The following is a 17,895-nucleotide window of genomic DNA, read 5'->3' as shown; positions in this document are numbered from 1 at the left end:
TCCCGCGCATCTGGACCGGATTTTTTCCAAAAACAGGCGGCCCGGCATTCAGTCCGGGGTTCCCCCGGCAAGGAAGGGTAATTCGGGATCGTCCCCGCCCTCCCTGCAACGTCCCCGATCTCCTGAATGCAGGTTACGGTCTCCGCCTGTGAAAAACCTCCGGCGATCTGGACACGAAGAAACGCTGCTGACATGCGTGTCCCGTCTGTCGGATACGTCGGGGCGTGTTGGCGTAAAACGGACATATCATGTTATGTTTCATGCCATATCGTGGCCGACAGGCTATAAATTCAAGGATGAAGCATGGCTGACACCCCATCAAGACCACCCCGCACAGGTGGGCGCCCAACCCCGGAAGGTTCGGCGCAGCTTGACCGGCATGTCCTTGATGTGGCGACCGCGCTTTTTGTTAAACAGGGTTATGCCGCCACCTCGCTGGAACGGATCGCCCGCGTGGCGGGGTGCAGCAAGGCCAGTCTCTATCGCCGCTATCCCTCAAAGGAAGCCCTGTTCAGGGCCGTGGTCGCCGCGCGTGGAAAACTCCTGCTGGAAGAAGCCAGCGCGGTCGAGGCTTCATCCACCGATCCACTGGCGGCCACACGGGAAATAGCGCTGTTCTTCCTTGATTTCATGCTCAGGCCCGAAACCCTTGAAGCCTACAGGATCATTATTGCCGACGGACATCGCATCCCCTCCGTAGCGGAGGAAATGCGGGAGACGATCGTGGACCCTTTTGTGGCGACGCTCGGCCGGCTTCTGAAAACTGCGGCTGACCGAGGCTACATTGAATCCACTGATCATGAGGAAACGACCAGGGTTCTGATGAGTCTGGTGCTGGGCTGGCCATTACAGAATACCATGCTAGGCCAGAACAAGATGCGCGACCCGCAGATACGCAACGGGTTTTTCGAACGCGCGTGGGAAGTCTTCCTGTCCGGAATACGCAAGGACCGGACATAAGCCCCCTGCCCGTCCGACGTATAAACAGGCAGACTGCAATCACATGCGCCATTTCTTTGCATGCATTTCGATACGTGGGGCCTGCTATGACAGCCCCGGAAACACCGCCTTAAGACCCGCTACAACCATACCCACGGAAATGGCCAGAAGAATCATGCCCATAAGACGGGTGGTGATGGTCCGCATCGTCTCGCTCATGACCCGGCCAATTTCCGATGAAAAGAACAGCACGCCAAATAATATCAGAAGAATTCCGGCAATGATGCCGCCCACTTCCAGCGTAGCGCTCAGTGACCCGCCATGGCCCGTATAGATGATGATGGTCGCGATCGTGCCGGGACCAATCAGCATGGGAAAAGTCAGGGGATAGAAAGCCAGTCCGGACAGGTTCTGGATCTGCGCCTGCTCCTGATGGCTGCCCTGATGGGAGGCGATATTGCTGCCGTTGAGCATCGACCAGGAAATCTGGGCCAGAACAATACCACCAGCAATCCGGAACTGGTCAATGGTAATGCCAAAGAAACCGATAATTTTCTGCCCGGCAAACAGTATTACCAGACACATGATGGCTGAAAATAATGTAACCTTCGCCGCCAGAACGCGCTGCTGGGCAACCGTGAATCCTGATGTCATCGCCAGGAATACCGGCAGGCTGAGGAAGGGATTCATAATCGCCAGAAAAGTGCCGAGCGCCTTGACGATTTCTGTATGGTCCAACTGCTGACTTCTCTCGTGAAACTCTACGGCGGCACGGAATACCGCATTGACCGGGCGATGGAGCGTTACCTGACGGATGGGGCGGCCCCCGCTTCATCAGCCTGTCTTTATAGGGACCGTTACGACCCCACAAAATGAATTTGTCGGCAGCAGGGTTTCCGCTACAGCGGGGCGGCCCATCATGGCCAGAAGCATGGGCATCTGATGGCAATGCGCCATGCTTCCTGACCGGTCCGGCGCCTTCCCCGGAAAAGTCCCGGCGGCTACCGGTCTCTAGCTGCCCAATGCCATACGACCGATTGCAGGATCATCGGTAAAGAAACCATCCAGCCCGAGGTCGAGGGACCGTCGTATTTCGGCAATGGACCCTTGGGGATTACGCGCATTGTCCCCTTCCCCATTACGTAACTGCGCAGGCAGGAAGCAGTTTTCGGGCCGGAAAGTATAGGAATGCACCAGCAGCCCGACGCCATGGGCATCATCAATAAGGCTGGTCGGCTCAAGCCATGCACCCGAAGCATCGCGCGGAATGATATCTGTATTGGATGGACCGATCACGTCGGCGTATTGCCTTACGCTGCGCAGCCCCTCAACCGTCATGAGATCACCAAAGGTAACAGGGTTTGCTGATCCCAGTGTATCGGGAATATGCTGGTTGCGTTCGCCCATCAGGAACATAAGCCGTGCCTGCGGGTTGATGGCCTGTACCCGGCCGTGAAGCTGGCGCAGGTTTGCTGTCTCGAACGACTGGACCTCCAGCGGGCAGTACCGTGTATATTCGTGCGCGGCCAGAACATGGAGGAATGTTTCTTCTGGCGTATGGCCCAGTTTATGAAAATGTGTCGAGTTCTTGATTTCAGGTATCAGTCCGATTACACGTCCCCGCGCTGCTGATTCGGCAGCTACGAAATCTATGACTTCCTCAAATGTGGGAACATCGAAATACCCATCATAACGGGTATTATGCGCCCGCACGCCGGGCAGACGCTCCTTGGCGCGCAGGGTCTTGAGTTCCGCCAGCGTGAAATCTGTCGTAAACCACCCCGTCTCCGTCGTGCCGTCGATTGTAAGCGTGCGGCGGCGGGATGCGAATTCGGGTCGCAGTGCGACATCGGTCGTGCCTGCGATGTTACTTTCATGGCGTGCTACCAGCACGCCATCCTTTGTTGGCACCAGATCAGGCTCGATATAGTCGGCCCCGTCACTTATGGCCTTGGCATAAGAAGCCAGCGTATGTTCAGGCCGTAGGGCCGAAGCCCCCCTGTGCGCCATAAGGAGAGGCTGCGGCGCCAGGGAGGGCGCCGCAAGAACCTGTCGCGTCATCAACATGCCCAGACCCGTCAGGGTACCTGTCATGGCCTGTCTACGTGTCAGCATCCATCTGTTCCTAGAAGCTCGCGCCGACAGTCAGGAAGAACATGCGCGGTGCGATCGGGTAAGCCGTGTACTGAGCGGTCGCGTTGGTGGCGCTAAGGGTAGACCAGCCCCGGTCCCCTGTCAGGTTGGTGATATTACCCTGTATCTTAAGCCCCTGCACATGGGGAATGCCCCGGATGGTGTATCCCGCATTGACGCTGAACAGGGCATAGGATTTGACAGACAGGTCATTGGTAAATGTCGCGTAACGCCTGCCGATCACATCACCAGTGAACTGTGCATAGAAATCACCCCAGTTGGTGGATGCTACGAATTTTTCGGTCCAGTCCGGCAGGCCGACAACATTCTTGCCTGCCGTATGCACCACTGTCGTCCCGCTCATGTAATTATCGTTATAGACGGATTTGTTATAGGAAAGCGCATTATAGAATGAAAAATGCGGGCCGAACTGCGCCGTGAACGAAAGATCCATACCGTCCGTTGAAACCGAACCCACATTGGTCAGGATGGTGGCACTACCTGAAATATAGCCAAGGGAGGGAGAAGAAGAAACAGCGAGCAGGCGGTTGGAGAAATGGACGTGATAATATTCAAGCTGACCGCTGAAATTGGTAAGCGGGCCAAAGTGCACACGCCTGCTGGTACGCAGACCCGTCTCATAGGTCCAGGCAGTTTCCGGCTTGCCGTTTTTCTTGAAATCTTCAAACGCGGCCTGACTGGTCATGCCCCAGGGGCTGGCACTGCCATAACCCGTATCCTGGAACGAACGCATGTTTTCCTGAATATTGGCGAACCACTGCTCATGCGGCGTAAAGTTCCACAAGGCCCCGAACGCAGGCAGGAATGGTTTGACCGCCGCAATCGTGCCGCCGGGAATTGTCCGCGCATTGGACGGGGAAAGCGAACCGGGCAGCGCCGCAACGGGCAGCGTGCCGTTGGTATAGACCAGTTCGGACTTGAACCCCGCGCTAAGGGAGAAATTCTGCGTAATCTGCCAGTTATCCTGCAGATGGGTCGTCCATGTATTTGTATAGAAATAGTTGGTATATTGATGGATCAGCGGGTTCGACTGCCGGTCATAAGGTGTGGTGGGATTATTGATGTCAAAAGCGTACCAACGCCGCGCCTGTGTATTGTTGTTACGCTCGTACCATCCACCCAGTTCAATATGATGATGCCCTACATCATAATGCAGGGTCGACATGATGCCGCCCCGGTTATCCCAGTATTCCGTAGTACGTGTCGCCATGCCAGAACCACCGAACACATCCGAAAGCTGGCTGGAGGAATCCGTAGGAAAGTAAGCGCCAAACAGGGTCGGCAGTCCGGCAGCGGAAATCGGGCCCGCAACCACACCTTCGCCCATATCATGATGATAATAGATCTGGTTATCCCAGTGCAGGTGGGAACTGAAATCGTGTGACCACTTTACATAGGCAAGAAAATCCTCGCGCTGCGCATCGGAATAGTAATTGCGGTAATTCAGTCCTGCATTCTGGTATTGCGCTGAATTGTAATATTTTACCGCTTCGTTCAGGCTGGGATACAGGAACGGGCGCACATACATGTTGCCGCCCTGTGGTTCGACAATACCGTCCTCGTTGGGTTCAACCTTGTCCGACCAGTCGAAGAAAGCAGTGATCTTGTCCTTTGATCCCTGATGAACGAACTTGGCATTGACCTGATTGCCGCCCTGATGGCCCGCAAAATCCCATGCCCGCGCATCCTGTCGCGCCCATGATACATAGGCGGAATTCCCGTTACCAAAATCACCGGTATCAACACGCGCGAACGTGCGGAACGTGGACCAGCTACCAAATGTCTGGGACAGTTGACCGCCTGCCTTATGCAGCGGGTCCTGTGTGGTAAACTGCAGCGATCCGCCAAGATTGCTGGTCGATGCCGTGCCCAGCGCACCCGACCCCGTTGCAACCGAAGCGGAACCAATATTCTCGCTTATGGCCGCGCGCTGGGGAGAAAGGCCGTTAAAGTTACCGTAGGACTGATCCCCCAGCGGGACACCATCCAGAGTAAAGCCAAGCTGGTTCTGATTGAAACCATGGATATACAGTGATGAATTCTGTTCGTTATTTCCCCACGGATCAGCATCTTCAAATACCACACCGGGCAGGATCTCAAGGGCCTTGACCGGGTTTATACCGGGCAGGATACGCTGAAGCTGGGTATGGTTGATACTCTGTTCCGATCGCGTGCGACGGGCCGTGGCCATGATCTGCTCGACATTGGCAGAAGAAGAGGCTTCTTCCTTATGACCATGCACAGGCCCCGCCGTCTTGCGGGCAGACGGGTCAGGTTTTCTGTCCTTTGCATAAGGCTGTACCGTCTGGGCATGGGCCGTGGACAGGGCCATTGCGGAACAGAACAAGCCAAGAGCAACACGCCCATTACGCCGTAACTTCGTTGGCACAAGTATTCTCCTGCAATATCGAATGCAGGAAACCATCTACTGATCGCCCTTTTGCGGTTCACGTGAAGTTTAAATGACAGTGCAAGCAGGCAACACATCCGAAACAATACGTTTCATCATCATGAATTTTTTATGACAAATACGCATAAGATAGGTTTATTTTCCTTTATGCTTCTATATGCCTATCCATTCGTCATTCCGAGACGGTTAGATGCGATAATATTATCATAAATAGCTGATTTCATTATGCAGATTTCGCATCAATCAATGATTGCAAGATTTTATAAATTTATACACATCAATCGATCCTGACGATCGCCGATAGGATTGTTTCTTAATGTATAATGCTACCATGGATATACGATCCTTTTGCCACCCGAATTATATCTTCCAACTTTTCAACCCAATAATTGTATCTGAGCAATTTCTGGCCCCAACACACCTATAAACGTGTTGCAACGTTCTGTTTCTGTCGTCATCGGAACAGAATGTTGATCGCCTATCTGGGAGCGAAACCTGAATGGCGATGGGATGTCTCCCGCCGAACCCTGTCGCAGCCGTGAGCGGAAGCAATGAAGTATCGACAGCGCCTATCCACTTGCAGCTATGCCGCCGTTCATCGAGAACTTCCGGAGATCCAATGAAGAACAGCGGACGCAACACAGGCTTTTAAACCGTTACAACGCTCCACCTTCCCCCTCCGTCCGCCTTGCGAAAACGGCGGGACTGTCATCTCTTTCCCCATTCCATCTGGCAAACAGCCCCACACATCCCGATAAAACCTGTTTGCTGCCATGGTGCTGAAAAATTATGTAATAATACTGATTTCCTCCTATTCCAAAACCACCTATTCCGTTTTTACACAGGGAGTGCCAGAAGGGTTTCGAAAAATCGGTATCAGTCCGAATGACAGTATTCGAAACGGGTCGTCATGCTTTTTAAAAATCTGCCGGCTGGAGCCGTTATTGGTCTCTGGGCGTTGTTTGCGTGTACCTTCACAGCCCTGACCAGTGAAGTAGCGCCCGTTGGCATACTGATCGATATGGCTCGGACCTTCGGTATCCCGGCAGGACAGGCGGGACTGGCCGTCAGCGCCTTTGCCCTCATGGTCACATTGGGGGCCGTACCGCTTACGATCATGACCGCGCATATTGATCGCAAAAGGCTGGTACTCGTCTCGCTGTCAGGCTATGTGCTGTCCAACCTTGTCGTCGCCATGGCCCCTACCTTTGCCCTGTTATGCACAGGGCGTCTGATCGGGGGACTGGCGCATGCCCTGCTGATGTCGATTGTTTCGGCCTATGCGGCGCGACTGGTACCACAGCGCATGACCGGACGGGCCATTTCATTCGTTTTTGGCGGCACCTCTCTTGGTGCAATTCTGGGCGTGCCGGGGGCTGCGGCGGTCGGGCATCTGGCAGGATGGCGGGTTGCCATGTTCATCATGACGGGCCTTGCTGTCCTGCTTACATTGTGCATCGCGTTTTTCCTTCCCCCCGTCTCGTCCCCCGTGCAGGTCAGGGACGGAATTCCCAGCCTTGCTTCCCGCCGGGTCATGCGGATCTTTCTGGTGGTGGTGGCTGTCAACGCCGTATTCTTCGTGGCGCATAACCTGCTTTATACCTATGTCACGCCCCTGCTGCTCGCCCATGGACTGACCACAGGCGCGCTTAGCATTGCGCTGTTGCTTACGGGTGCCGTCAGTATTCTTGGGCTTTGGGGGGCAGGACAGATTATTGACCGGCATCCGGCCGCGGGCCTGCTGGGCGGTGGTCTTTGCATGCTGGTTGGCATGGGATTGATGTATGGGCACATCCTGTCCGGCTGGATGGCCGTGGGTGCGGTCGGACTATGGTGTACTGGCTATTCCGCCATTATTCCCTGTGTCATGTCCGGCGCAATCCGTGCCCGCGCGACACGCCCCGACGTGGCGGGGGCTGCCATCAATTCCGCCAGCAATGCCGGCATCCTGCTGGGTTCCGCCGCAGGCGGACAGATACTGACCCATGCCGGCTTTGGGGTCTTAACCCCTCTGGCCATCGCAGTCGCCTTCGGCGGCATCCTGCTTGCCCTTTTCAACCCGGAGGCCTTTCCATACAGCCTGTCTTCCGCCGAGCATGAGGACTGACCCCCGCCATTATCTGCTGCCTTTACAGGCGTACCTGTACAAAAATAATACCACCATGCTATCAGCCTCGTGATGCGTACTATCAATCATGAGGCGCTCCAGAACACCCGCCTGAGCTTTCCGCACTACTTGAGCAGGGCATTTGGGATAAAGATTCCCAACAAATGCGACCAGTGATCCATGGATGACCTGCTGTAGCGGGAACTGACAACGAACAATGACTGACGATCAGATAGAGAAGTATGGCCTGGATCATTTCTGGTTGCACTGGATCATAAAGTGCAGTGAGCGATAATTACGGATTACATTGCAGGTTTGATCGCCTCCAGTGACCACAAGAATGCGCAGAACCCGCGCTGGACACGGGATTCCGCGTAATCAGGAAGTCTATCCAGTTAATGTGGAAATGGTATTTCCAATCAGAAAACGCAAACCATCCCGCATCCCATCCATTACCGGAGCAGCAATCTGTTCCTACCCATAAGATACTGAAAACTGCGGGATAGCGCAGGGTCAACTGACATCGCGGAACCGGAGAGCCGAAATACTACCTTTCCAATCGACCTGCCGACACGTCCCTCAGGCTACGCTACTGGCCGCTGCGAACAGGCGTATCAGTAACTCAAAGAGCAACCGGTTCTCTATTACTTGGAGGGTGTCTGCACGGGCATGCCCTGTTATCCATGGATGGCCTTATGTCTTTCTCTGGTACCGATGCCTCATGATGGCAGGACGGAAGAAAAGAGCCAGTGGCCTACCTCCACAGCCCAGGCTGCCAACAATACGACAGGCCATTCCTGATCGTATGCTGCGACTAACCCGCCGGGCAATGCCAGCACTGCAGGAACCATCTATTTTGCTCCGCCCAAAACACATTCTGCCATTGTAGCAATTTGGGAACAAATCCTGTCCCCGCCCCCGCTTTCGGTTTGTGAAACCCCACGATATCAGCAGGCTCGTTTTTTGTTTGGGTGTATAGCCTGATTGATGAAAATGACGGATGAGCGTTGAACTGTTCAGCTTTTGCTTTGGTCCAGAGATTCAGCCAGATCGAGTGCATTCTGTGTAGCGGCACCGAAGGTTGTATTATCATAGATTGTCCAGACTTCGACGCCCTGTGCTGCAAGAGATGCAACCGTTTTTGCCTGCGCTGCAATGGTCTCTTTACCATAGGTAGATTCATAAATGCGTGGCGAGCCATGAAGGCGGAAATACGCAAGACCCCGCCATCCTCCGGGGTATGCTGCCACAGATATTGGTTTGGCTGGATCCACAGCGACCCGTGAGACCTGCTGCCTCTCCAGCATATGGTCGACCTCTGGGACAAACCAACTCGCATGCCTGGGCTCCAGAACAATCGGCCCGGCAATCAGGCTTTTCAACTCTTGAAGAAAATGTTCCACGATGTCACCGCGATAGGAAAAACTCGGAGGAAGCTGCACCAGGATAGGGCCTCGTCTGTCGCCCAGGCCGCTCGTTTCCTTGGCGAATTTTTCAATGAGAATCTGACAATCGACGAGGCGACGATCATGCGTAATTGCTCTGGGGAGCTTAAGGGCGAAGTGAAAAGAAGGTGGCACGCTTGCTGCCCAGCGCTCATATGTCGTGCGGCGATGTGGCCGGTAGAAGCTGCTATTGATTTCGACACAGGAAAACCGCTTACCGTAGCGTTGCAGGTGCGTTCCGGCAGATGGGAACTGTTCCGCCATCGAAGAAGGAATCGACCAACCAGCGACGCCAATGCGGATAGACATGGGCAACTTCTTTCGTAACGGGCTACCGATGAACGTACACTTTGCAACCTCGGCCCAAGAATCCTTTTTGAAAATTGACGTGATAGGTTTTCAAGAAGGTTTGAACGTGATTCATACGCAGGATGTAAACGCCAGCACAACAGGGCCGTATGGCCAGCATGACGCGCAGGAAAAACACTATCCCTCTGATCTGACCGATGAGGAATGGGAGTACATAGCTCCCCCTGCTGCCCCCCGCGAACCGGCACGGCTGGAAGTTGGCGACCGATTTTCGCGAGATCATAAACGCGCTGCGCTATCCTGTCCGTTCAGGGGATAGCTGGGAAATGTTGCCGGCCCATTTTGGTCCGTGGCAGACCGTCTATTGGCGGTTCCGCAGACTGATGCGTCGTTTCCTGTTCCAAACCATCCATGATGCCTGCCTGAAGCCGCGGGACGCGAGGCCAGTCCATCTGGGTGCATGGCGTCCAGGCATTCCATACAAAGGAACGTGATTATGCCGCTGGCAAGAAGATCGTTGGTTTTAATCAGCATATTGCCGTCGATACGGATGGCCGCCTGCTTCTGGTCAGGCTGGCACCGCCCGATATTTCGGATAGCGCGGGACGCCAGATGATCCTGGATGCCATCCGCAAACGCTGAAGCATCTGTTTGCAGACGGGGCCTATGATCGCCTGCAGTTGATGGACAGGGCCGCCTTTCTCGACTTCACGGTCGAGATCATCCGCCAGTCCGACACAGCAAAGGAGTTTGAAATCCTGCCGCGTCGATGGGTCGTTGACCGGACATTCGGCTGGATGATCCGTCGGCGCCAACCGGTGAAGGATTATGAGCAGCGTATCGACGTGGCAAAGGCCATGATCCACATCGCCAAGAGAAACCTCCTGTTACGCCGAAACGCTCATCAGCGAATTTCCAAAAAGGACTCTAACAGAAGCTTAACCCAAACGTGACTTTTGTACAAACATAACAGGCTTGATCTCGCAGCCTGATCGCTGAACAAATTACGCGCCAGTCAAATCAGTGCAATCCGTATCCCTGTTTCTTCAGGATGTTAATGAACTGCTTTTCTATACATCAACAGCGTTTCGTCTGCCGTATCCTGCTTGATTGACTTTACTTTAAAGGGATTGATTTTCCGGACGCATATCACATGAGGCGACTGGGGTGGGGCCCCAGCGCCTCTATTCCTTCCGCGTATGACCCGGTCATGATCATGGGGCTTTCCTGCCCTGATGAGATGCCGTCCCACCTGTCGGGAAGAATTCCGAAGCCTCAGGCAGCATGCTGGTTCACACCCGCCCCGGCAATACGCGTCAGCTTCTGGTCGGCTGCCTTTTCTTCCTCAAGCGTCTGCTGCAGAAGGCTGGCACAGTCGGGTCGGCCAAGCTGTCGGGCATACGCGATAAGGCTTCCGTAGCGGGTTATTTCATAATGCTCGACGGCCTGTGCGGCCGAGAGCATGGCTGCGTCACGTACTTCGGGGTCATCGCAGTCGCTGATAATTTCCTTCGCCTCGGCCAGAATGCCATCCATGGCCTGACAGGTCACGCCTTTGACGGGCTGATCATGCATCTGGAATACCTGCTCCAGCCTGCGCACCTGCCCTTCCGTTTCCGTCAGGTGATGCTGGAACGCGGCCTTCAGTTGTGGGTCCGTGGCTTCTTCTGCCATGGTCGGGAGGTTTTTGACGATCTGGTTTTCGGCGTAATAGATATCCTGCAACGTATGCACAAACAGATCGTCAAGGGTCTTTATCGGTTTTGAAAACAAGCCCATTGATTTTCTCCATTTTCAAAGCGCACCTACCGCCTGACCACCATGTGACAGGCGGTAGACTGGGTGGCCTGTTCAGTTTTCAGGGATAGAAACGGTAGCACCGATACCACTGGCATCCGGTATGATATCAGGTATTCTTATGGCTCTGCTGGCCTGCTTTGACATGCTGCTCATGCGTGCCACCACGGGTACCAGAGCCATGTTCGTCGTCGCTTTTTCCACCCTGCGAAGAGCCGGTGTTCTTGTGGCTCTGCTCGCCAGCTTTGACATGCTGTTCATGCGTGCCGCCACGGGTACCAGAGCCGTGTCCTCCTTCATTCTTTTCGCCCTGCGAGGTGCCAGCATTCTTGTGGCTTTGCTCGCCAGCCTTGACGTGCTGTTCATGGCTTCCGCCCTGATTTGCCATTGTTCCATTCCTTTTGGTGATATGCGGCGGCCTCTCACTGGACCGACGCATGACAAACCATCGGGCACGGGCGAGGTTTCATGGGTTCAGAGAAAAATATAACATTTTATAAAATAAAAAACGTGACGGAATCGTGTCGAAATTTTTTATATTTCTATGACAGAGTGGTTTTGCTGAATAATACTTACAATCAGTTTTGATATTTACGTAAAATTTATTACAATACAGATGGATATCCCGGCCCTTTCCTGAGGTGACCGAAAGAAAATCACTGAACCGGGCGTCGGGATCGATTGACGAAATGCAAGTCTGTTCCCTCAAGCTGTCCCTGTGGGAGCAACCGGACCGTCCACAGCATCATTCCCGAAAGAAAATTTACCAGAACAGATAAATATTCATTGATAAAATCATCATATGTTTCGTTCGGTCAACGCCCGGTACGGAGGGTATCTCCGTGATGGTGAGGGCTGAGAACCTGTTTTGGAAATACGGTTGAGCGTTTCTGCGCATGAAATTGGTCTCCATGGCGACGGATAATCTCAAGGACGAAGGCGAGATAAGCCGCCTTGTCCATGAGCTTGAGCCGATCATCGGTGTCATCGGCGAACAAATGCTGCTGGCATTCAGGATTATCAGGGCGTCTGCATTGTCCGATGGATTGCCCCTCAACAAGTGTCTACCCTTATCTACGGCAAGGTGGCACCAACAGCCCGTCTTGCCGGTGTCATAATCATCCTTATCGCGCATGATGGAATTGAAGCAGGTCGGATCGGCTCACCCCTGCCACGTATCATGCCACCACTGGTTTTACAGGGGCGTGTTGCCATATCCGTCCACTGGGGCAGTGTACGCAATTTTGCGAGGCAAAATCTTCCGCTTGCCTTCACCGATCCCGCCAGACGGAACATCTTACGACATGAGGTGCCTTTTTCCCTCCCTGACGCCGCAAAGGAATCCGCCAGCCCAATCGTGCCCCCAGAGTTGAGACTGCAATCAGCACTGCGCCGCAAAGTTGTAACGGAGTCAGCCTGTGTCCATAAACCAGTCGGTCGCACAGGATCGCCACAAGCGGATAGATGAACGTCAACGACCCGATTGTTGGCATCGTCAGACGTGGATACGCGGCATACATCAGTACAAAACAGAGGCCGGTATGGATAACGCCAATCCCGATCAGCCATCCCCATGCAGCATCCGGAGGCAGGTGCGCATGACCGGCGAAGGGCGCAAGCATCACGATGCCAGTCAAGGTCTGCCAGAAGACCGTGATCTGCGGTCGCTGCCCATGCATATGTTTCGTGATTAAGGTGGTCAGAGCATAGAGCATTGCGGAGCCAAGCGTCACCAGCATCCCGAGAATCCACGAAGAACCGAACGAGATATGGGATGCGGAGACACCACTTGCCATTGCGACACCGGCAAACGCTGCCAGCATCCAGACGCACTGATTACGTGTGATGCGTTCGTGCAGGAATACAGCACCACTAAGGACTACAAAAAATGGCTGGATGTGATAGACGACGGTGGCGGTGGCAATCGAGATCAGCCGATAGGCGGTAAATAGGCCGATCCAACTGATTACGATGAATACGCCACACAGGACGCCCAACAGGCTGCCACGCCAGGTCAGTTCGTGGAACATACCCCGGATCAGGCACCATCCTCCCATGAACACGCTGCCAAAGACACAGCGCCAGAATACGACATCAACCGGATCGAGCCCGCTCTGGACCACGAACACGCCGATCGTGCCGGAGAGGATCATCGCCAGTGCAAGTTCTGCAGCCGGGCGTCCCGTCCAGGGGGATATGGGCGGGGGTGCATGTCTTGCGGGATCTGCTGGAGTATTAAGCGGGAGGCCAGGCTCTTCCGAGCTTTGCAATACAGATGATGACATGCCTACCCATCCTTCCTTTTTCTAATGGACCTAACGTTACGATTTGAATATCCATTAGAAAAACGATGATTTGTTTACGAAGGCATTACAGTTCATGATGCATATGCTCGATCTGGTCGTGATCCGCACTTTTGTTATGGTGGCGGATCGTAACAGCATGACAGCCGCCGCAAACGCGCTGAACCTGACACAGGGCGCGGTCAGTCAGCATGTCAGGCGACTGGAGGACCAGTTGGGAAGTGCCCTGTTCGAGCGGTCGCGTGGCGGGTTGTTACTGACGTCGTTAGGTGAACGCCTGCTCGGCAGGGCGCGCAGCATGCTGGCACTGAATGATGAGATCTGGCGCGAGATTGTCGGCACGACCATCCGTGGCCGGTTGCGTCTGGGTGTCCCTGCCGATCTGATCGGTACGAGCGTAGCCCCGGCCCTCAAGGCATTCGCGGAAAATCATCCGCAGGTCGAACTTTCCCTCGTTTGCGCATCCTCGTCCGATCTGAAAGCTGCAATCGAAAGCGGGGAACTCGATCTTGCCGTAATAGAAGAGCGCAGGGGAAGTGAGACAGGCGAAACGCTTGCCGTAGACAGGTTGGTATGGGTCGGGGCAAAAGGAGGCCGCGCCTGCCGACAACGCCCTTTGCCGGTTTCCATGGTGGAGCGCGTATGCGTTTTCCGATCTGTCGTTTTTGAGGCGCTGGAAAAAAGCGGTCTACCCTGGCGCAGTAGTTTTGAGACCGGAAGCAATGAAGCAACGCTCACAGCAGTTCGGGCCGATATGGCAGTCAGTGCCTGGCTTGTCTCGACCGTTCCGTCAGATCTTATTATCCTGACTGATGCGGGACTTCCCGAACTGGCGTCTTTTTCCATTACACTCCATTTTTCCGGACAGACTGCCTCCCCTGCGACTATCGAGATGGCCCGAGCCATTCGTGAAAATTGTTTTCGTTACAGGTTAGCTTGTTGAGCGATAATCTGCGCATAGAGTTAATTGGCGTCCCCACATAGCCCTTGGAGTCAGAATTCTTTACGGCGCGCATCAGTCATGATGCGTTTCGATACCGCATAGGCCTTAAGTTTCCCGACTCTGTAGCACTGCGCACAAGATGGCGGTTATTGAGATGGTCTGTTCGATTTTGATTGATAGAATGCAGGCGAAAATCTCGTGCATAGCAGCAGCGTCGCGGAAACGGGCACCACGTCAATCGTGCATCCGCCCTGCCATTCGAAATTAAGATAGTGAGGCATCCATCAAGAATTCGAATTCAGGCCGCAGCATGGGGCACCTTGAGATTTGGACTGTCGATCATGAGGTAATCCGAACGTCGGTATGTAACGTTAGAGTCGTGAAGACTTTCCCGAATACATCACGCCCCCCCCCCGCCAGAAGATAAACCTGTTATAACGGGTTTTGTACGATCCGATCTTCTGGCGGATCTTTCCACTATAAGCCATTGCGGATCGCATAAACGATCTCACTAATGCTTTCACCTGCCATAAACGCCGCGCACAGGGCGTTTATGGCTACAGAATTTTCATCTGGGTATAAGCAGTCTGCTCATTCCAATCCTCTATAGAGGACTGGAATCACATTAAAATTATACCGTAAAGAGAAGTAACCCTACGGCGTGTCGTCAGTTAAGCAGGATGATGATTGAGGCGAACTGCACGGCAGCGAGGAAGGTCGATTTCAGTTTATCGTAGCGGGTTGCGATAGCGCGAAACTGCTTGAGTTTATTGAAGAACCACTCAACAAGGTTCCGTTCGCGGTAGAGAGAAAAATCGGTTTTCCGTCGTGTCGTTCTGTTGCGTTTTGGCGGGATGACCGGGATAATCTCGCGCTGTATCAGCCGATCGATCAACCTGTCCGCGTCATACGCCTTGTCAGCAAGGAAAGCATCTGGGTCGATGTTTTCCAGAAGTGGTTCCGCCTGGGTGATATCGGCATCCTGTCCCGGTGTGAGGCCGAGTTCCACCGGATTACCCAGAGCGTCCCAGATGGCATGGATCTTTGTAGTCAACCCGCCTCGTGATCGTCCGATGGCCTGATCCGTGCCCCTTTTTTGAGAGCTCCGGCACTATGCTGATGCACCCGGACAATTGTGCTGTCGATCATCATGTATTCGTTGTCGTGATCAGCGGCCAGATAACGAAATATCCGTTCGATGACGCCGCTTTCACACCAGCGGCGCAGACGCCGGTGCACGTTTTTCCAGTCCCCGAAACGGGCAGGAAGGTCGCGCCATGGAATACCCGCGCGATAGCGATACAGCACCGCCTCCACGAACAGACGGTTGTCCACCGCAGTGCCGCCGACATAGCCTTCTCGACCGGGAAGAAGATCCTTTATCCGCTCCCACTGGTCATCGCGTAAACTATAGCGCCGCATCTATCTGTCTCCCTCAAAACGGGAAAACAGTCAGCACACGCAGACACAAAGTACAACCCTCACATGCCATATTCAGAGCTTAACTGACGACACGCCGTAGCTTTTCTGGGTAGAAGCCTTGTATATCTGATCAATAGACTTCTCAAGTGCCGCATCGAACGCGACATCAGTCATGCTATAGCGCAGATCCTCCACCAGCGCACGGGAGAAACTGGCAATCATGCCGTGGTTCGTCGATAACCGACGACATGCTTCATCCCGCGGATAGCCGCCGGAAAGTGCCACGACACGTTGCACCCGCGGGTGCTGGACCAGATCAAGATAAAGATCGGATTTTTCAGGAATTGTAACCTTAAGCATGACCTGATAATCGCCCGGAAGTTCCTCAAGCTCACGCTTCAGCCCATCATGTAGCAGGGCTTCGGCCCCGGCCTTATCCGGACTCTTGATCAGGACTTCCGGTTCCAGAATAGGCACAAGCCCCCGATCAGCAATACGGTGTGCAAGTTCAAACTGCTGCCTTACAATCGCTGCCACCCCCTCCGGTTCAGGCAGACGAATGACCGAGCGCGCCTTCGTGCCGTAAACACCTTTGCTTACCGCTTCATCCAGCAGGGCATCAAGATTCGGGATGGGTTTCATCAGCTGGACGCCACCGGTTTCAGGCTGCAGTCCTTTGTCTACCTTCAGGAAGGGAACAACGCCTCTGTCCTGCCACAGGAATGTGGGAACAGGCGTATCTTTTACCAGTCCATTCATCGTCTGCTCGAACAGAATGGCCGCAATCACCTTTTTTCCTGTAAATGCCGGTGCGGTGATCACCCTGACACGCATCTCATGCATAAGGGTGAACATCTCTGCGTCGTTGCTGTAGGCGCTGTCCGGTATGCCATAATGCCTGAGCGCACCCGGCGTGGATCCTCCACTCTGATCAAGGGCTGCAATGAATCCGGCACTTTCGGACATCTGTTTATGCATCTGCGCAATCGACATGATTAGTTCTCCCTACCGTTTTTAATATTTATATACCATCGAACCAGATTTTAAACATGATACACAATCATTCACAATTTTTTAACTATTTGATCATCACATATTATGATACCTATCAATTAAAACAACGATAAAAATTCCGAGCCAATGACATGCCTGCCCCAACGCCAGCAGGGCTTGATCGCAGAGCAATGCCAATCGGTTCGTATTATATTCTTGGGTCTCACACGCAGGCAGTTGGCTAGAGGGTGTTATGCACCTTGAGCGACTGTAGCGGCGTTTCTGAGCATAAAACGCAATGGCATGGAGACTTGCGGGCCTTGAAGCTTAACGCTCTTACTCCTTGACGCGTCTGCGGCATCGCGTGGCCCATACGAAAGATCGTTCTACGACCCATCGACGCGGCAGCAGGACAAAGCCGCGTTTAGCCGTCGGCAATTTGATAACCTCAAGGGCGATATCATGGGCCCGTGCTGCCCCGGCAGGTTTCTCGCCGGCGTATGGCCTGATCGACATAGGCCAGTTCAACGCGCTCGTCCGTCGTATCCTGAATGGCGGCGGCAAGGCGTCCCACCTCAGCGTGGTCATCCCGACGACTGGCTGGTGTGACATGCAGGGCCAGCAGGTGCCCCAGTGTGTCCACGGCCATCCATGTGCAGCCTTGATCCCTTTTTGCGTTTGGCCCCATCGTATCCGGCGCGGGGACCGCTTTCCGGCGTCGAACGTAACGTCCGACTGTCGAGGATGGCTGTCGTTGGCTCAGCCCTGCGACCAGAGGCGATACGCAGCACGGCACGCAGATCGGACACCAGCACTTCGAAGTAGCCTGCCTCCATCCAGCGACGGGACTGCTGGTAGACTGCCGACCACGGTGGCAGGTCATTCGGCATGGCGCGCTAGGCAATTCCGTAGCGGATCACATAACGCAATCCATTGAACAGTTCGCGCAGATCACGGCGCCGCTGTTCCGCACCCCCGCGCATCCGGACCAGACACAGGACAACCAGAGGCCATTCTTCATCTGATACGTCAGAGGGACACGGTTTACGTGCAGGCATCAGTCCTCATTATTG

13 protein-coding genes and 2 pseudogenes are annotated in these 17,895 nt (G+C 54.1%); 5 read left to right on the top strand and 10 right to left on the bottom strand.

The window, feature by feature from the left end:
* Positions 1-303: 303 nt before the first annotated feature.
* Positions 304-960: a TetR/AcrR family transcriptional regulator gene (locus KSAC_RS00705; RefSeq protein WP_132303576.1), complete on the top strand. Its 657-nt coding sequence runs from the start codon at positions 304-306 to the stop codon at positions 958-960.
* An 84-nt stretch (positions 961-1,044) separates the two neighbouring features.
* Here KSAC_RS00705 and KSAC_RS00700 read toward each other — a convergent pair whose 3' ends face one another.
* A complete protein-coding gene (locus tag KSAC_RS00700; protein ID WP_132303574.1) occupies positions 1,045-1,677 on the bottom strand; it encodes a MarC family protein in 633 nt (210 codons plus the stop codon).
* Between KSAC_RS00700 and KSAC_RS17160 the strand changes: the two genes are divergently transcribed.
* Positions 1,669-1,815 carry a hypothetical protein gene (locus KSAC_RS17160; protein ID WP_165927256.1) on the top strand — a complete coding sequence of 49 codons (147 nt, stop codon included), beginning with the start codon at positions 1,669-1,671 and terminating at the stop codon, positions 1,813-1,815. The two genes, KSAC_RS00700 and KSAC_RS17160, sit on opposite strands and share 9 nt — an antisense overlap.
* A 135-nt stretch (positions 1,816-1,950) precedes the next feature.
* On the opposite strand, the gene KSAC_RS00695 is transcribed toward KSAC_RS17160, so the two are convergent.
* Positions 1,951-3,054: a glycerophosphodiester phosphodiesterase family protein gene (locus KSAC_RS00695; RefSeq protein ID WP_132303572.1), complete on the bottom strand. Its 1,104-nt coding sequence runs from the start codon at positions 3,052-3,054 to the stop codon at positions 1,951-1,953.
* A 10-nt stretch (positions 3,055-3,064) separates the two neighbouring features.
* Complete coding sequence (locus KSAC_RS00690) at positions 3,065-5,425, bottom strand: TonB-dependent receptor (RefSeq protein WP_243705243.1); 2,361 nt, start codon at positions 5,423-5,425, stop codon at positions 3,065-3,067.
* 988 nt (positions 5,426-6,413) lie between these two features.
* Between KSAC_RS00690 and KSAC_RS00685 the strand changes: the two genes are divergently transcribed.
* Positions 6,414-7,610, top strand: a complete 1,197-nt coding sequence (locus KSAC_RS00685) for an MFS transporter (RefSeq protein ID WP_132303568.1) — start codon at positions 6,414-6,416, stop codon at positions 7,608-7,610.
* A 1,016-nt stretch (positions 7,611-8,626) separates the two neighbouring features.
* On the opposite strand, the gene KSAC_RS00680 is transcribed toward KSAC_RS00685, so the two are convergent.
* On the bottom strand, positions 8,627-9,364 hold the full coding sequence (locus KSAC_RS00680; RefSeq protein ID WP_132303566.1) for a DUF72 domain-containing protein: 738 nt from the start codon (positions 9,362-9,364) through the stop codon (positions 8,627-8,629).
* Positions 9,365-9,513: 149 nt separating this feature from the next.
* Here KSAC_RS00680 and KSAC_RS00675 point away from each other — a divergent pair.
* Positions 9,514-10,317 (top strand): annotated as a pseudogene (locus KSAC_RS00675) (IS5 family transposase).
* 322 nt (positions 10,318-10,639) lie between these two features.
* Here the strand turns inward: KSAC_RS00675 and KSAC_RS00670 are convergent.
* From KSAC_RS00670 to KSAC_RS00655, 3 genes are all read right to left on the bottom strand, one after another.
* Entirely contained in the window at positions 10,640-11,143 is a 504-nt protein-coding gene (locus KSAC_RS00670) for a YciE/YciF ferroxidase family protein (protein WP_102324076.1), read from the bottom strand.
* A 127-nt stretch (positions 11,144-11,270) separates the two neighbouring features.
* Positions 11,271-11,549, bottom strand: coding sequence for a hypothetical protein (locus KSAC_RS00665; RefSeq protein ID WP_132303564.1), 279 nt, complete (start codon positions 11,547-11,549; stop codon positions 11,271-11,273).
* 883 nt (positions 11,550-12,432) lie between these two features.
* Positions 12,433-13,446, bottom strand: coding sequence for a DMT family transporter (locus KSAC_RS00655; protein WP_132303562.1), 1,014 nt, complete (start codon positions 13,444-13,446; stop codon positions 12,433-12,435).
* 94 nt (positions 13,447-13,540) lie between these two features.
* Here KSAC_RS00655 and KSAC_RS00650 point away from each other — a divergent pair, with 94 nt between their 5' ends.
* Positions 13,541-14,407 carry a LysR family transcriptional regulator gene (locus KSAC_RS00650; protein ID WP_132303560.1) on the top strand — a complete coding sequence of 289 codons (867 nt, stop codon included), beginning with the start codon at positions 13,541-13,543 and terminating at the stop codon, positions 14,405-14,407.
* Positions 14,408-15,074: 667 nt separating this feature from the next.
* On the opposite strand, the gene KSAC_RS00645 is transcribed toward KSAC_RS00650, so the two are convergent.
* From KSAC_RS00645 to KSAC_RS00635, 3 genes and pseudogenes are all read right to left on the bottom strand, one after another.
* Positions 15,075-15,829 (bottom strand): IS5 family transposase gene (locus KSAC_RS00645; RefSeq protein ID WP_132303558.1). Its coding sequence is split into 2 segments (ribosomal slippage): positions 15,075-15,490 and positions 15,490-15,829, totalling 756 coding nucleotides; the frame shifts between segments, so codons are not numbered across the junction.
* A gap of 72 nt (positions 15,830-15,901) precedes the next feature.
* Positions 15,902-16,822, bottom strand: a complete 921-nt coding sequence (locus KSAC_RS00640; RefSeq protein WP_132303556.1) for a fructose bisphosphate aldolase — start codon at positions 16,820-16,822, stop codon at positions 15,902-15,904.
* A gap of 339 nt (positions 16,823-17,161) precedes the next feature.
* A pseudogene (locus KSAC_RS00635) lies at positions 17,162-17,880 on the bottom strand (IS5 family transposase); the annotation flags it as partial.
* Positions 17,881-17,895: the final 15 nt, after the last annotated feature.

This window comes from Komagataeibacter saccharivorans (assembly GCF_004348195.1).
Classification (GTDB): Bacteria; Pseudomonadota; Alphaproteobacteria; order Acetobacterales; family Acetobacteraceae; genus Komagataeibacter; species Komagataeibacter saccharivorans.
The sequence above is the reverse complement of the archived record's forward strand: the minus strand, read 5'-3'. Positions and strand labels throughout refer to the sequence as shown.